The 19,774-nt window shown below is 73.7% G+C and carries 2 protein-coding genes; both read right to left on the bottom strand.

What is annotated here, in order from left to right:
- Nucleotides 1-103: 103 nt before the first annotated feature.
- Entirely contained in the window at nt 104-15,184 is a 15,081-nt protein-coding gene (locus AC6F7H_RS00710) for a type I polyketide synthase (RefSeq protein WP_500754548.1), read from the bottom strand.
- Nucleotides 15,150-19,766 (bottom strand): type I polyketide synthase, encoded by a 4,617-nt coding sequence (locus tag AC6F7H_RS00705; protein WP_500754547.1) that lies wholly within the window; start codon nt 19,764-19,766, stop codon nt 15,150-15,152. The genes AC6F7H_RS00710 and AC6F7H_RS00705 overlap by 35 nt, the downstream gene beginning before the upstream one ends.
- Between the last annotated feature and the right edge of the window lie 8 nt (nt 19,767-19,774).

Raw genomic sequence — 19,774 nt, 5'->3', positions numbered from 1 at the left:
CGGGTTGACCTGGCCGGTGTCATCGATGTAATCCGTTCACCGGCCCGGCGCCCCCGGGCCGGTGAACGGCCTGCGAACTCCGGGAAATCCCGGAGTAACGGCCTCAGCCGCCGAGCTCCTCGTCGATCAGCGCGAAGATGTTATCGGCCGTGGCGGTATCCAGGTCCGCGCCGTCGATCCCGGCGGGTTGCCGGTCCCCGCCCTGGATCCGCTCCAGCATGACCTCCAGCCGCGAGCGGACCGACGCCCGCTCACCCGTCGTCAGCCCGGACTCCCCGGACGTCACTTCGGCGAGCCCGGCCTCCATCCGTGCCAGCTCGTCCAGCAGGACCTCGGCCGGCGTCCTGTCCGGCGGCACGAGTTCGTCCAACAGCCGCGCGGCGAGCGCGGCCGGAGTCGGGTGGTCGAAGACGAGCGTGGCCGGCAGCCGCAGCCCGGTCACGGCATTGAGCCGGTTGCGCAGTTCGACCGCGGTGAGCGAGTCGAACCCGAGGTCCTTGAACGGGCGGTCCGCCCCGATCGCGTCGGACGAGGCGTGTCCGAGCACCACGGCGGACGAGGCGACGACCAGGTCGAGCACCACCGGGTCCCGCTGGGCAGCGGGCATCCCGGCGAGCCGGTCCGCGAGCGACGGCCCGGACCGGGCGGCCGTGCCGGCGGCGTGCCGCACCGGACGGCGCAGCAGCCCCCGCACCAGCGGAGGGATCTCGGCGTCCGCGGAACGCGGCGCGTTGAGGTCCAGGTTGATCGGTATCAGGTGTGCTGTGGGGCGGTTGAGGGCGGTGTCGAAGAGGGCGAGTCCTTGTGCGGTGGACAGGGTGGTGCCTGCGGTGGTGGCGCGGGCCCGGTCGGTGTGGGCGAGTGCGCCGGTCATGGTGCTGGCCTGTTCCCACATGCCCCAGGCGAGGGAGAGGCCGGGCAGGCCGTGTGCGCGGCGGCGGATCGCGAGGGCGTCGAGGTAGGCGTTGGCGGCCGCGTAGTTGGCCTGGCCCGGGGTGCCGAAGGTCGCCGACGCCGAGGAGTAGAGCACGAACATGGCGAGGTCGCTGCCGCGGGTCAGCTCGTCCAGGTTCGACGCGGCGGTGGCCTTGGCGCGCAGGACGGTGTCCAGACGCTCCTGGGTCAGCGCGGTGACGATGCCGTCGTCGAGGACACCCGCCGCATGAACGACACCCGTCAGCGGAACCTCGGCGGGGATGGCGTCGAGGACGGTGGCGAGGGCATCACGGTCGGCCGCGTCGCAGGCCACGATGCGGGCGCGGGCGCCGAGTTCGGCGAGTTCCTCGACGAGGTCGGCCGCGCCGGGGGCGCCGGGGCCCTGGCGGGACAGCAGGAGCAGGTTCCTCGTGCCGTGCTCGGTGACCAGGTGGCGGGCGAGGAGCCCGCCGAGGGTTCCGGTGCCGCCGGTGATCAGCACCGTGCCGTCGGGGTTCGGGCGGACGGGGAGGGAGAGGACGTTCTTGCCGGTGTGCTTGGCCTGGGCCATGTGGCGCCAGGCGGTGACCGCTTCACGCACGTCCCACACGGTCAACGGCAGCGGCTGGAGGGAGCCCTGTTCGAAGAGGGCGACGACCTCGGCCAGGATGCGGCCCATCCCCTCGGGACCCGCATCCGACAGGTCGAACGGGTAGTACGGGACGTCGAGGCCGGCCCGGAGGTCGGTCTTGCCCATCTCGACGAACCGGCCGCCGGGGGCCAGCAGCCTGAGGGAGGCGTCGAGGAACTCGCCCGCAAGCGAGTTCAGCACGACGTCGACACCCCTGCCGCCGGTCGCGGTCCGGATCCGGTCTTCGAAGTCGAGGTCGCGGGAGGAGGCGATGCGTGAGGGGTCGACTCCGCCGGCGATGACGGTGGGCCACTTGGCGGGACTGGCGGTGGCGTACACCTCCAGGCCCCAGTGACGGGCCAGTTGCACGGCGGCCATGCCGACACCGCCGGCGGCCGCGTGGATCAGCACGGATTCACCGGCCTTGACCTGGGCCAGGTCCCGCAGTCCGTACCAGGCCGTGGCGAACACCAGCGGCACCGCTGCCGCCTGCGCCCACGACCAGCCCTCGGGCACCCGGACCACCAGACGGCGGTCGGTGACGGCGTCGGTGGCGAATCCGCCGTCGAAGAAGCCGAAGACCCGGTCCCCGACGGCAAGGTCGCCGACACCGGGACCGGTCTCCACGACCACGCCGGCCGCCTCGGAGCCCATGGTTCCGGGTTCCGGATACATGCCCAGGCCCAGGAGCACGTCCCGGAAGTTCACACCCGCGGCACGGATCTCGACCCGCACCTGGCCGGACTCCAGAGGCAGCGAGCCGGCCGCCTCGAGGTGGAGGGACTCCAGCGTGCCGTCGGTGCCGGGCAGAAGGCGCCAGGTGCCGTCGGGCAGTACCAGTCCGCTGCCTCCGGCGCGCATCAGGCGGGGCGCCAGCAGCGCACCGTCACGGAGGGCGACCTGCGGCTCGTCGAGTCCGGCCAGGAGGGCCAGGTCGAGCCGTTCCTCAGATGCCGGGTCGGTGTCGACGAGCACGATCCGGTCCGGGTGCTCCGACTGCGCCGAGCGCACCAGACCCCACACCGCCGCACCCACCGGGTCCACGACGACGCCAGCACCCGCGGGCATCGCGCCCCGGGTCACGACCGCCAGACGCGAGCCGAACGTGCTCTCGTCCGCCAGCCACTCCTGCACACCGTGCAGCACCTCACCGAGGACCTGCTCCACCGGACCGTCACCGGCCGGCAGCACCGTCCACGCCGCAGCCTCCGCCGAGTCCTCTTCGGTGACAGCGGTGATCCCAGGTGATACCGGAACCGGCACCCATTCCACGGCGAACAGCGCGTCGTCCGCCGCCTGCCCGGCCGCCGACAACTGCTCCGCCGACACCGCCCGCGACACCAGCGCACGCACGAGAGCGACCGGCGCACCCGTGCCGTCCGCCGCCTGCACGGTGAAGCCCTCGCCCTCGGGACGGATCGCCACCCGCAGCGCGGTCGCGCCGACCGCGAACAGCTCCACCCCCGACCACGCGAACGGCAACCGCGGCCCACTCGCTTCGGCGTCGACGCTCGGGACCAGCCCGGAGGGGTGCAGGGCCGCGTCGAAGAGGGCGGGGTGGATACCGAACCCGTCCACCGGATCCGCGAATGTGACCTCGGCGTAGACACCGGAAGCGTCCCGCCAGGCCGCCTGGACGCCCTGGAACGCCGGACCGTAACCGAAGCCCGCACCGGCCAGCGCCGCGTAGAAGCCGTCGACGTCCACCGCCTGCGCACCCCGCGGAGGCCACACACTCAGCTCGAAGCCCGCCCCCGATGCGGCCTGCTCCGCCAGCGAACCGGACGCGTGCAGCGTCCACTCGGCCACGCCCTCGGCACGGGCATGGACATGCACCGGCCGGTCGCCCGAGGCATCCGGGCCCTCGACCCGGATCTGGACCTGCACACCACCGGACTCCGGCAGCACCAACGGCGCCCGCAGGACCAGCTCCCGCAGCAGACCGCAGTCGACCTCCTGGCCGGCGCGCAGCGCCATCTCCACCAGTGCGGTGCCGGGCACCACCACATGCCCCGACACCACGTGGTCGGCCAGCCAGGGCTGAGTATCCATGGAGAGGCGGCCGGTGAGGAGTACGCCGTCCGCGTCGGCGAGGGCCACCACGGAGCCCAGCAGCGCGTGCTCGGCGCCCTGGATGCCCAGTGCGCCCGCGTCCGCGCCGAGTACGCCCGGCTGCGGCCAGTAGCGCTCGCGCTGGAAGGCATACGTCGGCAGGCCGACCGTCCGGCCGCCCCAGCCGGCGAACACCGCGCGCCAGTCGATGGCGGTGCCACAGGCCCACAGACGACTCACGGCGGTCAGCGCGGTGCCGGCCTCGTCCCGGTCCTTGCGCAGCACAGGCACGAACACGGCACCGCTGGCGGTGGCGGTGGCGGTGTCCTGGGCCATGCCCGACAGGACGCCGTCCGGACCCAGCTCCAGATAGCGGGTCACGCCCATCGCGTCGAGCGTGGCGACGCCGTCGGCGAACCGCACCGCCTGCCGCACCTGACGCAGCCAGTACCCCGGCTGCTGCATGGCACCCGGCTCGGCCACCGCACCCGTCACGTTCGACACGACCGGGATCCGCGCCGGGTTGAACGTGAGGCCGTCCAGCACCGCCGCGAACTCGTCCAGCATCGGCTCCATCAGCGCCGAGTGGAACGCGTGCGACACCGACAGCACCCGCACCCGCACGCCGCGCTCGGCGCACTCGGCGGCATACCGCTCGATCGCGTCCGAGTCGCCCGACAGGACGACGGAGTTGGGGCCGTTGACGGCCGCGACGTCCAGACCGGAGCCGGCGACCTCGGCCTCGGTCGCCTGCACGGCCAGCATGCCGCCGCCCGCGGGCAGCGCCTGCATCAGCCGGCCCCGCTCCGCCACCAGCACACACGCGTCGTCGAGGTCGAGGATCCCGGCGACGTGGGCGGCGCTGATCTCACCGAGGGAGTGGCCGAGGAGCACGTCGGGGGTGATGCCCCACGACTCGATCAGGCGGTAGAGGGCGACTTCGAGGGCGAAGAGGCCGGCCTGTGCCCACATCGTGTGGTCCAGGTCGGTGCCGTCGGTGAGCACGTCCCGCAGGGGGCGCTCCAGCCGGACGTCGAGGCGGGCGCAGACGGCGTCGAAGGCCTCGGCGTAGACGGGGAACGCCTGGTAGAGCCCCAGGCCCATGTCGGCACGCTGGGAGCCCTGGCCGGTGAACAGGAACGCGGTCCGGCCCTCGCCTGCGACACCCGTGGCGAGCACATCGCCACCGGCGGTCAGGACGGTGCGGTGTTCCAACACCGCGCGGCTGGTCGCGAGCGACCAGGCCACGTCCACCGGGTCCAGGCCCGGGTGGTCCGCGATGCGCGTCCGCAGGCGTTCGATCTGCTCCTGGAGGGCGGAGTCGGACTTGGCCGAGACGATCCATGGCACCACGCCCGGAGCCTGCTGCGTCGCCGCCGGGGACACCGGCTCCGGCTCGGGGGCTTGTTCGAGGATGACGTGGGCGTTGGTGCCGCTGATGCCGAACGAGGAGACGGCGGCACGGCGCGGGCGGTCCGACTCGGGCCACGGACGCTGTTCGGTGAGCAGTTCGACCGCGCCGGTGGTCCAGTCGACCTGCGGGGACGGCTCGTCGACGTGCAGGGTGGCCGGGAGCACGCCGTGCCGCATGGCCATGATCATTTTGATGATGCCGGCGACACCGGCGGCGGCCTGGGTGTGGCCGATGTTGGACTTGATGGAGCCCAGCCAGAGCGGTTCGTCGGTCTCGCCGCGGTCCTGGCCGTAGGTGGCGAGCAGGGCCCCTGCTTCGATGGGGTCGCCGAGGCGGGTGCCGGTGCCGTGCGCCTCGACGACATCGACGTCGGCGCCGGTCAGGTCGGCGTTGGCCAGGGCCTGGCGGATGACCCGCTGCTGGGAGGGTCCGTTGGGGGCGGTGAGGCCGTTGGAGGCGCCGTCCTGGTTGACGGCGCTGCCCTGGACGACGGCGAGGATGTGGTGGCCGTTGCGGCGGGCGTCGGACAGCCGTTCGACGAGGAGGAGGCCGACGCCCTCGGCCCAGCCGGTGCCGTCGGCGGCGGCGGCGAAGGACTTGCAGCGGCCGTCGGCGGCCAGGCCGTCCTGGCGGTCGAACTCGGCGAACGCGCCGGGGGTGACCATGACGGTGACGCCGCCGGCCAGGGCCAGGTCGCACTCGCCGCTTCGCAGGGCCTGGGTGGCCAGGTGCAGGGCGACCAGGGAGGAGGAGCAGGCGGTGTCGACGGTGAGGGCCGGGCCCTCGAGGCCGAAGACGTAGGCCAGGCGGCCGGAGATGACGCTGCTGGCGGTGCCGGTGAGCAGGTGTCCCTCGGCGCCGGTGACTCCGGTGCCGTAGCCGGAGGGGGAGGCGCCGGCGAACACGCCGACGTTGTGGCCCTTCAGGGAGCGGGGGTCGATGCCTGCGGTTTCGAGGGTTTCCCACGCGGTTTCCAGCAGCAGGCGCTGCTGGGGGTCCATGGCGAGGGCCTCGCGCGGGCTGATGCCGAACAGGGCGGCGTCGAACTCGTCGGCGTCGTGGACGAAGCCGCCCACCGAGGCGCTTGAATCGAGCAGGGTGGTGGGCCAGCCGCGGTCGTCGGGGAACGGGGTGATGCCGTCCGCCCCGGCGGCGACCAGGTTCCACAGCTCCTCGGGGGAGGTGACGCCTCCGGGGTAGCGGCAGGCCATGCCCACGATCGCGACCGGTTCGTCGAGGACGGCACCCGTGACTGCGGGGGTGTTCGGTGCGGTGTGGCCTGCCAGGTGGGACAGGAGGTGGTCGGTGAGGGCGGTCGGGTTGGGGTGGTCGAAGACGAGGGTGGCGGGGAGCGTCAGGCCGGTCTCGGTGGTCAGCAGGTTGCGCAGTTCGACCGCCATCAGCGAGTCGAAGCCCAGATCGCGGAACGCCCGCCCGGGCTCGACCGCGTCCGCACCCGTGTGCCCGAGCACCGCGGCGGCCCGCTCACGCACCAGATCCAGCACCATACGGTGACGCTGTTCCACCGTGGTCACTGCGAACTGACGGCTCCAAGGCGTTTCGGATTCCCCGGAGCGCACCGGCGCTGTTGCATCCGCCGCTTCCGGAAGCTCGGACAGCAAGGCGCTGGGGCGGGACGAGGTGAACGCCGGTGCGAAGACCGACCAGTCCAGGTCGACGACCGTCAGACCGCTGTCGTTCCGGTCGATCGCCTCCGCCAGGGCACGGACAGCCAACACCGGGTCCATCGGCGCCAGTCCGCGTCGGCGCAGTGCCTGTTCGGCCTCGTCCTGGACCGCCATACCGGCTCCGGCCCAGGGGCCCCAGGCCACGGATGTGCCGGGGAGTCCGCGGTCGTGGCGGTGCCGGATCCAGGCGTCGAGGAAGGCGTTGCCGGCCGCGTAGGCGGCCTGGCCGCCGCTGCCCCAGGTCGCGGCGATCGAGGAGAAGACGACGAAGAGGTCGAGCGGCAGATCCGCGGTCAGCTCGTCGAGGTATCTCGTGCCGTCGACCTTGGCCCGCAGTACGGCGTCGAACGCTTCCGGGGGGGCTGCCTCAAGCCATGTGCCGGCGTCGATCCCGGCCGCATGGACGATGCCGGTCAGCGGCAGGTCGGCGGGCACGTCGGCGAGGACGGTGGCGAGGGCGTCGCGGTCGGCCACATCGCAGGCCGCGACCGTGACCTGCGCCCCCAGCCCGGACAGCTCCTCGACCAGCCCCTCGGGCGCGATGCCGCGGCGGCTGGTCAGCAGCAGATGCGGCACCCCCCGGCCCGCCAGCCAGCGCGCGACCTCGGCACCCAGACCACCGGTGCCACCGGTGACCAGCACCGTCCCCGACGGCCGCCAGCCCTCACCGACCACGCCTGCCGGCAGCGCACGCGCCAGGCGGCGGCCGTACACACCCGCCCCGCGGATCGCGATCTGATCCTCACCACCACCGGCGGCCAGGACGCCGGCGAGGCGGGCGCCCGCCCGCGCGTCCAGGACCTCGGGCAGGTCGACGAGACCGCCCCAACGCTGCGGCAGCTCCAGCGCCGCGACCCGGCCCATGCCCCACACCGCCGCCAGGTCCGGATCAGTCAGCCGGTCCGAGCCGCCCACCGACACCGCGCCCCGGGTCAGCACCCACAACGGCGCGTCCACCCCGGCCAGCGCCTGCACCACGGCCAGTGTCTCCACCCACCCCGACGGGGCCAGGACGACACCCGCCAGGTCGGGCAGTCCCGGCACCTCTGCGGCTTCCACACCGACCACGGTCGCGCCCGCCGCCGACAGGGCCGCGGACACCGCCGGATCCCCGGCGCCGACAACCGCCCACACCCCCGACAGCACTCCCGCCTGCGGCAGGCCGTCCAGCGGCTTCCACATGACCCGGTAACGCCACGAGTCGAGCGTCGAACGCTCCCGGTGACGCCGCCGCCACTCCGCCAGTGCCGGCAGGGCCGACTCCAGACCCGCCAGCTCGGACAGGTCCTCGCGTTCCACCGCGTCCCAGAACGCGGCATCGACCAGATCCCCACCACCGCCCGCAGCGGCCACCGCCGACAGCTCCGGCCAGAACCGCTCCCGCTGGAAGGCATACGTCGGCAGATCCACCACCCGACCGCCCCAGCCGGCGAACACCGCAGACCAGCCGACCCCGACACCACAGGCCCACAGACGACTCACGGCGGTCAGCGCACTGCCGGCCTCGTCCCGGTCCTTGCGCAGCACAGGCACGAACACGGCGTCGGAGACCGTCTCCTGGGCCATGCCCGACAGCACACCGTCCGGACCCAGCTCCACATACCGCGTCACGCCCATCGCCTCGAGCGTGGCGACACCGTCGGCGAACCGCACCGCCTGCCGCACCTGACGCAGCCAGTACCCCGGCTGCTGCATGGCACCCGGCTCGGCCACCGCACCCGTCACGTTCGACACCACCGGGATCCGCGCCGGGTGGAAGGTCAGGCCGTCCAGCACGGTTGCGAACGCGTCCAGCATCGGCTCCATCAGCGCCGAGTGGAACGCGTGCGACACCGACAGCACCCGCACCCGCACGCCGCGCTCGGCGCACTCGGCGGCATACCGCTCGATCGCGTCCGAGTCGCCCGACAGGACGACGGAGTTGGGGCCGTTGACGGCCGCGACGTCCAGACCGGAGCCGGCGACCTCGGCCTCGGTCGCCTGCACGGCCAGCATGCCGCCGCCCGCGGGCAGCGCCTGCATCAGCCGGCCCCGCTCGGCGACCAGGGTGCAGGCGTCGTCGAGGTCGAGGATGCCCGCGACGTGGGCGGCGCTGATCTCGCCCAGGGAGTGGCCGAGGAGCACGTCGGGGGTCACGCCCCACGACTCGACCAGGCGGTACAGGGCGACTTCGAGGGCGAAGAGGCCGGCCTGTGCCCACATCGTGTGGTCCAGGTCGATGCCGTCGGTCAGGACCTCGCGCAGCGGGCGCTCCAGCCGGACGTCGAGGCGGGCGCACACCGCGTCGAAGGCCTCGGCGAAGACCGGGAACGCCTCGTAGAGCCCCAGGCCCATGCCCGCGCGCTGCGAGCCCTGGCCGGTGAACAGGAACGCGGTCCGGCCCTCGGCCGCCACGCCCTCGGCGAGCGTCGTGTCCCCTGCCAGCACCGCACGATGCTCCAGCGGAGCCCGAGTGGTGGCCAGCGACCAGCCGACGTCCACCGGATCCAGCTCCGGCCGCCCCGCCACGAACGACCTCAGCCGCTCCACCTGAGCCCGCAACGCGGGCTCGGACTTCGCCGACACCACCCACGGCACCAACCCGGGGCGCACCACCGAAGGCTCGGCGGCCGCCACCGGCTCCAACTCCGGGGCCTGCTCCAGGATCACATGCGCGTTCGTGCCGCTGATGCCGAAGGACGACACCGCCGCACGCCGCGGACGCTCCACCATCGGCCACGGACGGGACTCGGTCAGCAGCTCGACCGCGCCCAACGACCAGTCCACGTGCTGCGACGGCTCGTCGACGTGCAGCGTCGCGGGCAGCACGCCGTGCCGCATCGCCATGACCATCTTGATCACGCCCGCGACACCGGCGGCGGCCTGGGCATGGCCGATGTTCGACTTCACCGAGCCCAGCCACAACGGGCCGGCCTCGTCACGCTCCCGGCCGTAGGTCGCCAGCAGCGCCTGCGCCTCGATCGGGTCACCCAGCCGGGTGCCCGTCCCGTGCGCCTCGACCACGTCCACGTCCGCGCCCGTCAGCCGGGCGCCTGCCAGTGCCTGGCGGATCACCCGCTGCTGCGCGGGGCCGTTCGGGGCGGTGAGGCCGTTGGAGGCGCCGTCCTGGTTGATCGCGCTGCCCCGGACCACCGCCAGTACCTGGTGTCCATTGCGGACGGCGTCCGACAGACGCTCGACCAGCAGGACGCCGACGCCCTCGGCCCAGCCCGTGCCGTCGGCGGCCGCGGCGAACGACTTGCACCGGCCGTCGTCGGCCAGTCCGAGTTGCCGGGAGAACTCCGCGAACGCGGTCGGGGTGGACATCACCGTCGCCCCGCCGACCAGGGCGAGGTCGCACTCTCCGCGTTGCAGGGTCTGGGTGGCGAGATGCAGGGCCACCAGGGACGACGAGCAGGCCGTGTCCACCGTCACCGCCGGGCCCTCCAGGCCGAAGGTGTACGCGATGCGGCCGGAGAGGACCGATGCCGAGTTGCCGGTGCCACGATGGCCTTCGGTGTCCTGCTCCCCGCCGGCGAGGATGCCGACGTAGTCCTGGCCGCTGGTGCCGACGAACACGCCGGTCCGGCTGCCGTGCACGGCGCGGGGCGAGATGCCGGCGCGCTCGAACACCTCCCAGGACACTTCGAGGAGCAGCCGCTGCTGCGGGTCCATCGCGAAGGCCTCGCGCGGGGAGACGGCGAACAGGCCGTTGTCGAAGTGTGCCGCGCCGTTCACGAAGCCGCCTGCCCAGGAGGCCCCGGCGGCCGCGGCCGGGTCGGCCTGCGGCCAGCCCCGGTCGGTGGGCAGGCCGGTCACCGCGTCCACACCGTCGGCGACCAGCCGCCACAGGTCCTCGGGTGAGGCGACCATGCCCGGGTACCGGCAGCCCATCGCGACGATGGCGACGGGCTCGTCGCCGGTGACGGCCGCCGGGGCGGCCGGTTCGTCGCCGAACGGCCGGGTGCCGAGGATCTCGGTGCGCAGCCGGGTGGCGAGGGCCTGGGGCGTGGGGTGGTCGAAGACCAGTCCCGACGGCAGGGCGAGTCCCGTCTCCGCGGTGAGACGGTTGCGGAGCTCGACCGCGGTGAGCGAGTCGAAGCCGAGGTTCTTGAACGGGGCGTCCGCCGCGATGTCGGTCTGGCCCCGGTAGCCCAGGACGGCCGCGATCTGGTGCCGGACGAGGTCCAGCAGGAAGCGGAGCTGCTCGGCCTCCGGCTGGGCGGCCAGGGTCCGCGCGAGTGGGGACGTGTCACCCGGCGTGGCCGCGGTGGCCGCTTCGAGGGCGGGCCGGGCTTCGGGGATGTCGTCGATCAGCGGGCGTGCCCGGCCGGCGGTGAAGGCCGGGGCGAACGCCGCCCATTCCACGTCCGCCACGGTCACGCAGGTGTCGTCGGCCTGGAGGGCCTGTCCCAGAGCCGCCACGGCCAGCTCCGGGGCCATCACGCGCAGCCCGCGACGGCGGAGCAGTGCCGCCATCTCCGCTCCGCCGGCCATTCCGGCACCGGCCCAGGCACCCCAGGACACCGCCGTTGCCGTCACCCCCCGGGCCCGCCGGTTGACCGCCAGCGCGTCCAGATAGGCGTTCGCCGCGGCGTAGGCAGACTGCCCGCCGCTGCCCCAGACGCCGGCGATCGACGAGAACAGGACGAAGAAGTCCAGCGGCGAGTCGCCCAGCACCTCGTCCAGGCACATCGCGCCGTCGACCTTGGCGGCCACGACCCGCGTGAAGTCCTCGACGTCCGAGGTGTCGAGGGGAGTCACATCGCCTGCGCCGGCGGCGTGCACGACTCCCGAGAGTGTCGATCCGTCCGGAACCTGTGCCAGGGCGTGCCGTACGAACTCCCGGTCGGTGACGTCACCGGCCAGCACGGATGCGCTCGTTCCCAGCTCCGCCAGCTCGGCGACGAGCGTGTCGGCCCCGGGCGCTCCGGGTCCCTGCCGGGACAGGAGGATCAGGTGCTCGACGCCGGACCTCGCCAGCCAGCGCGCCACCTCGGTGCCGAGCGCGCCGGTGCCGCCCGTGACGAGAACGGTTCCCCGGCCACGCCACTCGCCTTCCGGTCCAGCGGTGCCGAAGCCGTCGGCGGCACCGGCCCGCACCAGCCGCCGGGCGTACACCCCCGGGCCACGGACGGCGACCTGGTCCTCGGCGCCCGACGCCAGGACGGAGACGAGTCGTGAGCCCGCGGTGTCGTCGAGCGTGCCGGGCAGGTCGATCAGGCCGCCCCACAGCGCGGGCAGTTCCAGTCCGACCACCCGGCCCAGACCCCACACCTGTGCCTGCGCCGGGTGTTCCAGCCGGTCCGACCGGCCGACGCCGACCGCGCCGGAGGTCACCGTCCACAGCGGTGCCGTGATGTCGAGAGCGCTCATGGCCTTCACCAGCGCGACCGTCAGCGCGGCTCCCACGGGCAGGACCGTCCCGGGCAGGGGCCGGTCGGCGAGGCCGGTCAGCGAGAGCACTCCGGACGGCCGCACACCGCCGAGGAGTTCGCGGAGGCGGTCGGCGAGCCGTGCGTGGTCGGTGTCCTCCGCGTCGACGGGAAGTTCGACCACCTGTGCTCCGGCGGCGCGCAGCCGGGCGCCGAAGTCGTCGGCGGGACCTGAGGTGACGAGGAGCCAGGTTCCGTCGAGCGATCCGCCGGAGGGCAGGTCCAGAGGCTTCCAGACGATCCGGTAGCGCCACGAGTCGAGCGTGGACCGCTCCCGGCGCTGCCGCCACCACGCCGACAGCGCGGGCAACGCCGACTCCAGGCCCGCGAGTTGCTCTAGGTCCTCCCGCTCAACCGCGTCCCAGAACGCGGCGTCCGCGGGCTGCCCGCCGACCGCGTGCGTGACGTCCTTGGGCCAGTACCGCTCGTGCTGGAAGGCGTAGGTGGGCAGGTCGACCGCCCGGCCGTCCAGCACGGCGGTCCAGTCGATGTCGCCGCCGGAGGTCCAGAGCCGGCTGAGGGCGGTGAGGGCGGTGTGGGTCTCGTCGCGGTCCTTGCGCAGGACGGGGACGAACCGGGCGCCGGGGGCGGAGTCCTGAGCCATGCCGGACAGGACGCCGTCGGGGCCGAGTTCGAGGTAGCGGGTCACGCCCAGGGCTTCGAGGGCCGTGACGCCGTCGGCGAAACGCACGGGCTGCCGTACCTGCCGAAGCCAGTACTCCGGATCCTGCATCAGCCCTGCTTCGGCAACGGCACCCGTCAGGTTGGAGACGACCGGGATGCGGGCCGGGTGGAACGTCAACCGGCGGAGAACCGTGCCGAGTTCGTTCAGCATCGGTTCCATCAGGGCGGAGTGGAAGGCGTGCGACACCGACAGGACGGTGCACCGCAGTCCGCGCTCGGCGCACTGGGCCGCGTAGCGCTCGATGGCTTCGGTGGTGCCGGAGAGGACGACGGAGTTCGGGCCGTTGACGGCCGCGATGTCCAGGCCCGAGTCGGCGACCTCGGCTTCGGTCGCCTGCACGGCGAGCATGCCGCCGCCCGCGGGCAGCGCCTGCATCAGGCGGCCGCGTTCGGCGACCAGGGTGCACGCGTCGTCGAGGTCGAGGATCCCGGCCACATGGGCGGCGCTGATCTCGCCCAGGGAGTGGCCGAGGAGCACGTCGGGGGTCACGCCCCAGGACTCCACGAGCCGGTACAGGGCGACTTCGAGGGCGAAGAGGCCGGCCTGCGCCCACATCGTGTGGTCCAGGTCGGTGCCGTCGGTCAGGACCTCCCGCAGCGGGCGCTCCAGCCGGACGTCCAGCCGGGCGCAGACGGCGTCGAAGGCTTCGGCGTAGACCGGGAACGCCTCGTACAGCCCCAGGCCCATGCCGGCACGCTGCGAGCCCTGGCCGGTGAACAGGAACGCGGTTTTTCCTTCGCCGGCCACGCCCTCGGCGAGGGTCGTGTCCCCCGCCAGCACCGCACGGTGCTCCAGCGCGGCGCGCCTGGTCGCCAGCGACCAGCCCACGTCCACCGGGTCCAGCCCGGGACGGTCCGCGACGAACGAGGTCAGCCGCTCCACCTGCGCCCGCAACGCGGTCTCGGACTTCGCCGACACCGGCCACGGCACCGGCCCGGGGCGCACCACCGACGACTCGGCAGACGGCTCCGGCTCCGACTCCGGGGCCTGCTCCAGGATGACGTGGGCGTTGGTGCCGCTGATACCGAACGACGACACCGCCGCGCGCCGCGGGCGGTCCGATGCGGGCCAGGGGCGCGCGTCGTCGAGCAGTTCCACCGCGCCCGCCGACCAGTCCACCTGCGGCGACGGGGCGTCCACGTGCAGCGTCGCGGGCAGCACACCGTGCCGCATCGCCATGACCATCTTGATCACGCCCGCGACACCTGCCGCGGACTGGGTGTGACCGATGTTGGACTTGATCGAGCCGAGCCACAGCGGATCGCCGGCCTCGCCCCGTTCCTGGCCGTAGGTGGCGAGCAGTGCCTGCGCCTCGATCGGGTCGCCGAGCCGGGTGCCCGTCCCGTGCGCCTCCACCACGTCCACGTCCGCGCCGGTGAGCCGGGCGTTCGCCAGCGCCTGGCGGATGACCCGTTGCTGCGACGGCCCGTTCGGCGCCGTCAGACCGTTGGACGCGCCGTCCTGGTTGATCGCGCTGCCCCGCACCACCGCCAGCACCTGATGTCCGTTGCGCCGGGCGTCGGAGAGCCGTTCCAGCAGCACCAGGCCGACGCCCTCGGCCCAGCCCGTCCCGTCGGCGGCCGCGGCGAACGACTTGCAGCGGCCGTCGGCGGCCAGGCCCTGCTCGACGCTGAAGGCACCGAACACGTCGGGGGTGGCGATGACGGTGACGCCGCCCGCCAGGGCCAACGAGCACTCGCCGGCGCGCAGCGCCTGGCACGCCAGGTGCAGGGCGACCAGGGACGAGGAGCAGGCGGTGTCCACGGTGACGGCTGGGCCGACCAGGCCGAACGTGTAGGAGACGCGGCCGGACAGGACGCTCGTCGCGCCGCCGGCCAAGGCGTACGCCTGCCCGGCGTCGGACGGCTGGAGGCCGATTCCGTAGCCGGACGGGGCCGCGCCGACGAAGACGCCCGTGCGGCTGCCCTTCAGCCGGGGCGGCAGGATCCCGGCGTGCTCGAACGCCTCCCAGGAGGTCTCCAGCAGGAGACGCTGCTGGGGGTCCATGGCCAGGGCCTCGCGCGGGGAGATGTCGAAGAAGCCGGGGTCGAACCGGGCGACGTCGTCGAGGAATCCGCCCGACGCCGACTCGTCCGCCGCGTCGGCGGCGTCCAGGCGCCACCCGCGGTCGGAGGGGAACGGGGTCACGGCGTCCCCGCCGGCGTCCACCAGACCCCAGAGCTCTTCCGGCGACCGGACGCCCCCGGGGTAGCGGCAGGCCATGGACACGATCGCGATGGGCTCGCGTGACGCCGTGGTGAGTTCGCGGTTCTCCGCCCGCAGCCGCTCCGTCTCCTTCAGAGAAGTACGCAGCGCCTTGACGTAGTCCTCCATGGAGGCGGCGGCCATTTCAAGCTCCTCGATCTGCTCGATCTGTCTGTCCATCCGACTCCGGACCACTGCCGAGAGCGAGCCTGAGCAGGCTCTCGCCGTCCATCGAGTCGATCGAATCCTGAATGTCCTGGCCCGGCTCCGGGTCCTCCGGGGCCGTCCCGTCGTTCGCACCGTCCTCCGCGGCGAGCCGCAGCAGCGGGGCGAGGAGACCGGCGTCGGCCAGGCGGGACAGCGGGATCCCCCGCAGTGCCCGCCGGATCTCCGCGGCGCGTTCCTCGTCGATCTCGCCGATGCTGTCCGGGAACATCTCGGCCCGCAGCAGGCCGGCGACGGCCCGCGCGCTCGGGTGGTCGAACAGCAGCGTCGCGGGCAGCCGCAGACCGGTCTCGGCGGCCAGCCGGTCGCGCAGTTCGACGGCGCTGAGAGAGTCGAAGCCGAGGTCGCGGAAGGCCTTGTCGGCGGTCACCGCCTCGGGCGACGGGTAGCCCAGTACGTCGGCGGCGTGCCGCTGCACGACACCGACGAGGGCCGCCTCCCGCTCGTCGCCGGTCAGGGTCGAGAGCCGGTCGCGCAGGCGGGCGGCGCGCGCGCCGTCCACCTCCGCGGAGGCCGTCGTCAGCGCGGTGACTTCGGGGATGTCGTGGATCAGCGGGCGTTCCCGGCTGGCGCTGAAGGAAGGCAGGAACGCCGCCCAGTCGACGTCGGCGACCGTCACGCACGCGTCGCCGGCGAGCAGCGCGGGGCCGAGCCGCCGGACCGCCGCGCCGGGCGCCATCGCCCGCAGACCGCGGCGCCGCAGATATTCCGACGCGCCGGCGTCCGCCGCCATGCCCTCGCCCGCCCACGGCCCCCAGGACACCGACGTGGCGACGGCGCCTCGCGCGCGCCGGTTGGCCGCCAGCGCGTCCAGGTAGGCGTTCGCGGCCGCGTAGGCGCCCTGTCCGCCACTGCCCCAGACTCCGGCGATCGAGGAGAACAGCACGAAGAAGTCCAGGGGCACGTCCCCCAGCGCCTCGTCGAGCAGGCGCGCGCCCTCGGCTTTCGCGGCCATCACCCGGGCGAAATCTTCCGGGCCCGAAGTGCCCAGCGGGGTCGGGTCGCCCACACCGGCCGCGTGGACCACCCCGGAGGGGCGGTACCGCTCGACGACCGACCGCACGAACGCACGGTCCCCGATGTCGCCCGCGACGACCGACACCGCCGTCCCGGCGCCCTCCAGCTCGGCCACCAGCCGGTCGGCGCCCGGCGCCGCCGACCCACGCCGTGAGACCAGGACCAGCCGCTCGGCTCCGGACCGGGCCAGCCAGAGGGCGACTTCGCGTCCCAGCCCTCCCGTGCCTCCGGTGACCAGCACGGTCCCGTGGCCCTGCCACTCTCCCGCCGGTGTGCCGCTGGCCCGCACCAGCCGCCGGACGAACGCGCCGGCCGGACGCAGCGCCACCTGGTCCTCGACGCCGGAGCCCAGGATCTCGGCGAGACGCTCGGCCGATGCGGTGTCACCGACGTCGACGAGACCGCCCCACATCTCGGGGAGTTCGAGCCCCGCCACCCGGCCGAGGCCCCACACCTGCGCCTGGTCGGTGTCGACCGTCTCACCGGCGTCGACGGCGACCCCGCCGGAGGTGATCCACCAGACGGGCGCCCGGACCCCGCGGTGCCGCAACGCCTCCACGGTGGCCAGCACGCTCGCGACCGACGCGGGCGGGGCAGCACTTCCGGGGCCGCCGTCGGCGGTCAGCCCGGCGAAGGAGAGCACACCGGCGGGCTCGGCACCGTCCGCGCACGCCTCGGCGACGCGCTCCCGGAGGTCCGCGGCCTCCGCCCGTACCGTCACGACATGCGCACCGGCGTCGGTGAGCGCGCGTACGCACCGTTCGGCCACATCGTGGTGTTTCGTGGTGTCCGGCAGCAGTGCCAGCCAGGTGCCGCCCGGAGCCGCCGCGGAGAGGGCGGGTCCCGCGGGCTTCCACTCCACGGCGTAACGCCACGAATCCGCCGCGGTGTGCGGAGAGGGCTGTGGCCAGTACTGCTCGTGCTGGAAGGCGTAGGTGGGCAGGTCGACCGCCCGGCCGTCCAGCACGGCGGTCCAGTCGATGTCGCCGCCGGAGGTCCAGAGCCGGCTGAGGGCGGTGAGGGCGGTGTGGGTCTCGTCGCGGTCCTTGCGCAGGACGGGGACGAACGTGGCGCCGGGGGCGGCCTCTCGGGCCATGGCGGACAGGACGCCGTCGGGGCCGAGTTCGAGGTAGCGGGTCACGCCCATGGTGTGGAGGGTGGTGACGCCGTCGGCGAAGCGGACCGGCCGGCGGACCTGGTTCAGCCAGTACGCGGGCTGCTGCATGGCGCCCGGTTCGGCCACGTCTCCGGTGAGGTTGGAGACGACCGGGATCCGGGCCGCTTGGAACGTCAACCCCTGCAGAACCGTGCTGAGTTCGTTCAGCATCGGTTCCATCAGGGCGGAGTGGAACGCGTGCGACACGGAGAGGACGGTGCACCGCAGGCCGTGCTCGGCGCATGCGGCGGCGTAGCGCTCGACCGCGTCCAGATCACCCGACAGCACCACGGAGTTCGGACCGTTCACCGCCGCGATGTCCAGGCCCGAGTCGGCGACCTCGGCTTCGGTCGCCTGCACGGCGAGCATGCCGCCGCCCGCGGGCAGCGCCTGCATCAGGCGGCCGCGCTCGGCCACCAGGGTGCACGCGTCGTCCAGGTCGAGGATCCCGGCCACATGGGCGGCGCTGATCTCGCCCAGGGAGTGGCCGAGGAGCACGTCGGGGGTCACGCCCCAGGACTCCACGAGCCGGTACAGGGCGACTTCGAGGGCGAAGAGGCCGGCCTGCGCCCACATCGTGTGGTCCAGGTCGGTGCCGTCGGTCAGGACCTCCCGCAGCGGGCGCTCCAGCCGGACGTCCAGCCGGGCGCAGACGGCGTCGAAGGCTTCGGCGTAGACCGGGAACGCCTCATACAGCCCCAGGCCCATGCCGGCACGCTGCGAGCCCTGGCCGGTGAACAGGAACGCGGTTTTTCCTTCGCCGGCCACGCCCTCGGCGAGGGTCGTGTCCCCCGCCAGCACCGCACGGTGCTCCAGCGCGGCGCGCCTGGTCGCCAGCGACCAGCCCACGTCCACCGGGTCCAGCCCGGGACGGTCCGCGACGAACGAGGTCAGCCGCTCCACCTGCGCCCGCAACGCGGTCTCGGACTTCGCCGACACCGGCCACGGCACCGGCCCGGGGCGCACCACCGACGACTCGGCAGACGGCTCCGGCTCCGACTCCGGGGCCTGCTCCAGGATGACGTGGGCGTTCGTGCCGCTGATACCGAACGACGACACCGCCGCGCGCCGCGGGCGGTCCGATGCGGGCCAGGGGCGCGCGTCGTCGAGCAGTTCCACCGCGCCCGCCGACCAGTCCACCTGCGGCGACGGGGCGTCCACGTGCAGCGTCGCGGGCAGCACACCGTGCCGCATCGCCATGACCATCTTGATCACGCCCGCGACACCGGCGGCCGCCTGGGTGTGACCGATGTTGGACTTGATCGAGCCGAGCCACAGCGGATCGCCGGCCTCGCCCCGTTCCTGGCCGTAGGTGGCGAGCAGTGCCTGCGCCTCGATCGGGTCGCCGAGCCGGGTGCCCGTCCCGTGCGCCTCCACCACGTCCACGTCCGCGCCGGTGAGCCGGGCGTTCGCCAGGGCGTCGCGGATCACCCGTTGCTGCGACGGCCCGTTCGGCGCCGTCAGACCGCTCGACGCGCCGTCCTGGTTCACCGCGCTGCCCCGCACCACCGCGAGGATCCGGTGGCCGTGGCGCCGCGCGTCCGAGAGCCGCTCCACGAGCAGCATGCCGACGCCTTCCGACCAGCCCATGCCGTCGGCCGCGGCGGCGAACGACTTGCAGCGGCCGTCCGGAGCGAGGCCCTGGTCGACGCCGAACGCCCCGAACACCTCGGGGGTGGCCATCACGGTGACACCGCCGGCGATCGCCAGATCGCACTCACCGGCCCGCAGCGCCTGGCACGCCAGGTGCAGCGTCACCAGCGAGGAGGAGCAGGCGGTGTCGACGGTGACCGCGGGGCCCTCCAGCCCGAAGGAGTAGGCGACGCGGCCGGAGGCGGCGCTCCCCGCGGTGCCGGTGGCCAGGTACGCCTCGCTGCCGGGCGGCATCTCGGCCGAGCCGACCAGATAGTCGTGGTACATCTGGCCGATGTAGACGCCGGTGCGGCTGCCGCGCAGCGTCGCGGGGTCGACGCCGGCGGACTCCATCACCTCCCAGGAGGTTTCCAGCAGCAGGCGTTGCTGGGGGTCGGTGGCCAGGGCCTCGCGCGGGGACATGGCGAAGAACGCCGCGTCGAACCGGCCGGCGTCGTGCAGGAATCCTGCCTCGCGGGGGCCGTCGGCCGGCAGCCGGCCGAGGTCCCAGTCGCGGTTCTCCGGGAAGCCGGACAGGCCGTCGCCGCGCGTGTCGACGAGGTGCCACAGGCCGTCCGGTGAGGCGACGTCGCCGGGGTACCGGCAGGACATGCCGACGATCGCGACCGGCTCGCGTACGCGTTCGTCCAGTTCGCGGAGGTCCCTTCGGGCCTCGCGCAGGTCGGCGGTCGCCTGCCGCAGGTATCGCAGCAACTCTTCGGTGGTGGCCATGCTCGCGC

Source organism: Streptomyces sp. MMS24-W38 (genome assembly GCF_059889265.1).
The sequence above is the reverse complement of the archived record's forward strand: the minus strand, read 5'-3'. Positions and strand labels throughout refer to the sequence as shown.

Coding starts and splice junctions, on each gene's coding strand:
- AC6F7H_RS00710 (WP_500754548.1), bottom strand. CDS start 15,184: ATGGACAGACAGATCGAGCAGATCGAGGAGCTTGAAATGGCCGCCGCC.
- AC6F7H_RS00705 (WP_500754547.1), bottom strand. CDS start 19,766: ATGGCCACCACCGAAGAGTTGCTGCGATACCTGCGGCAGGCGACCGCC.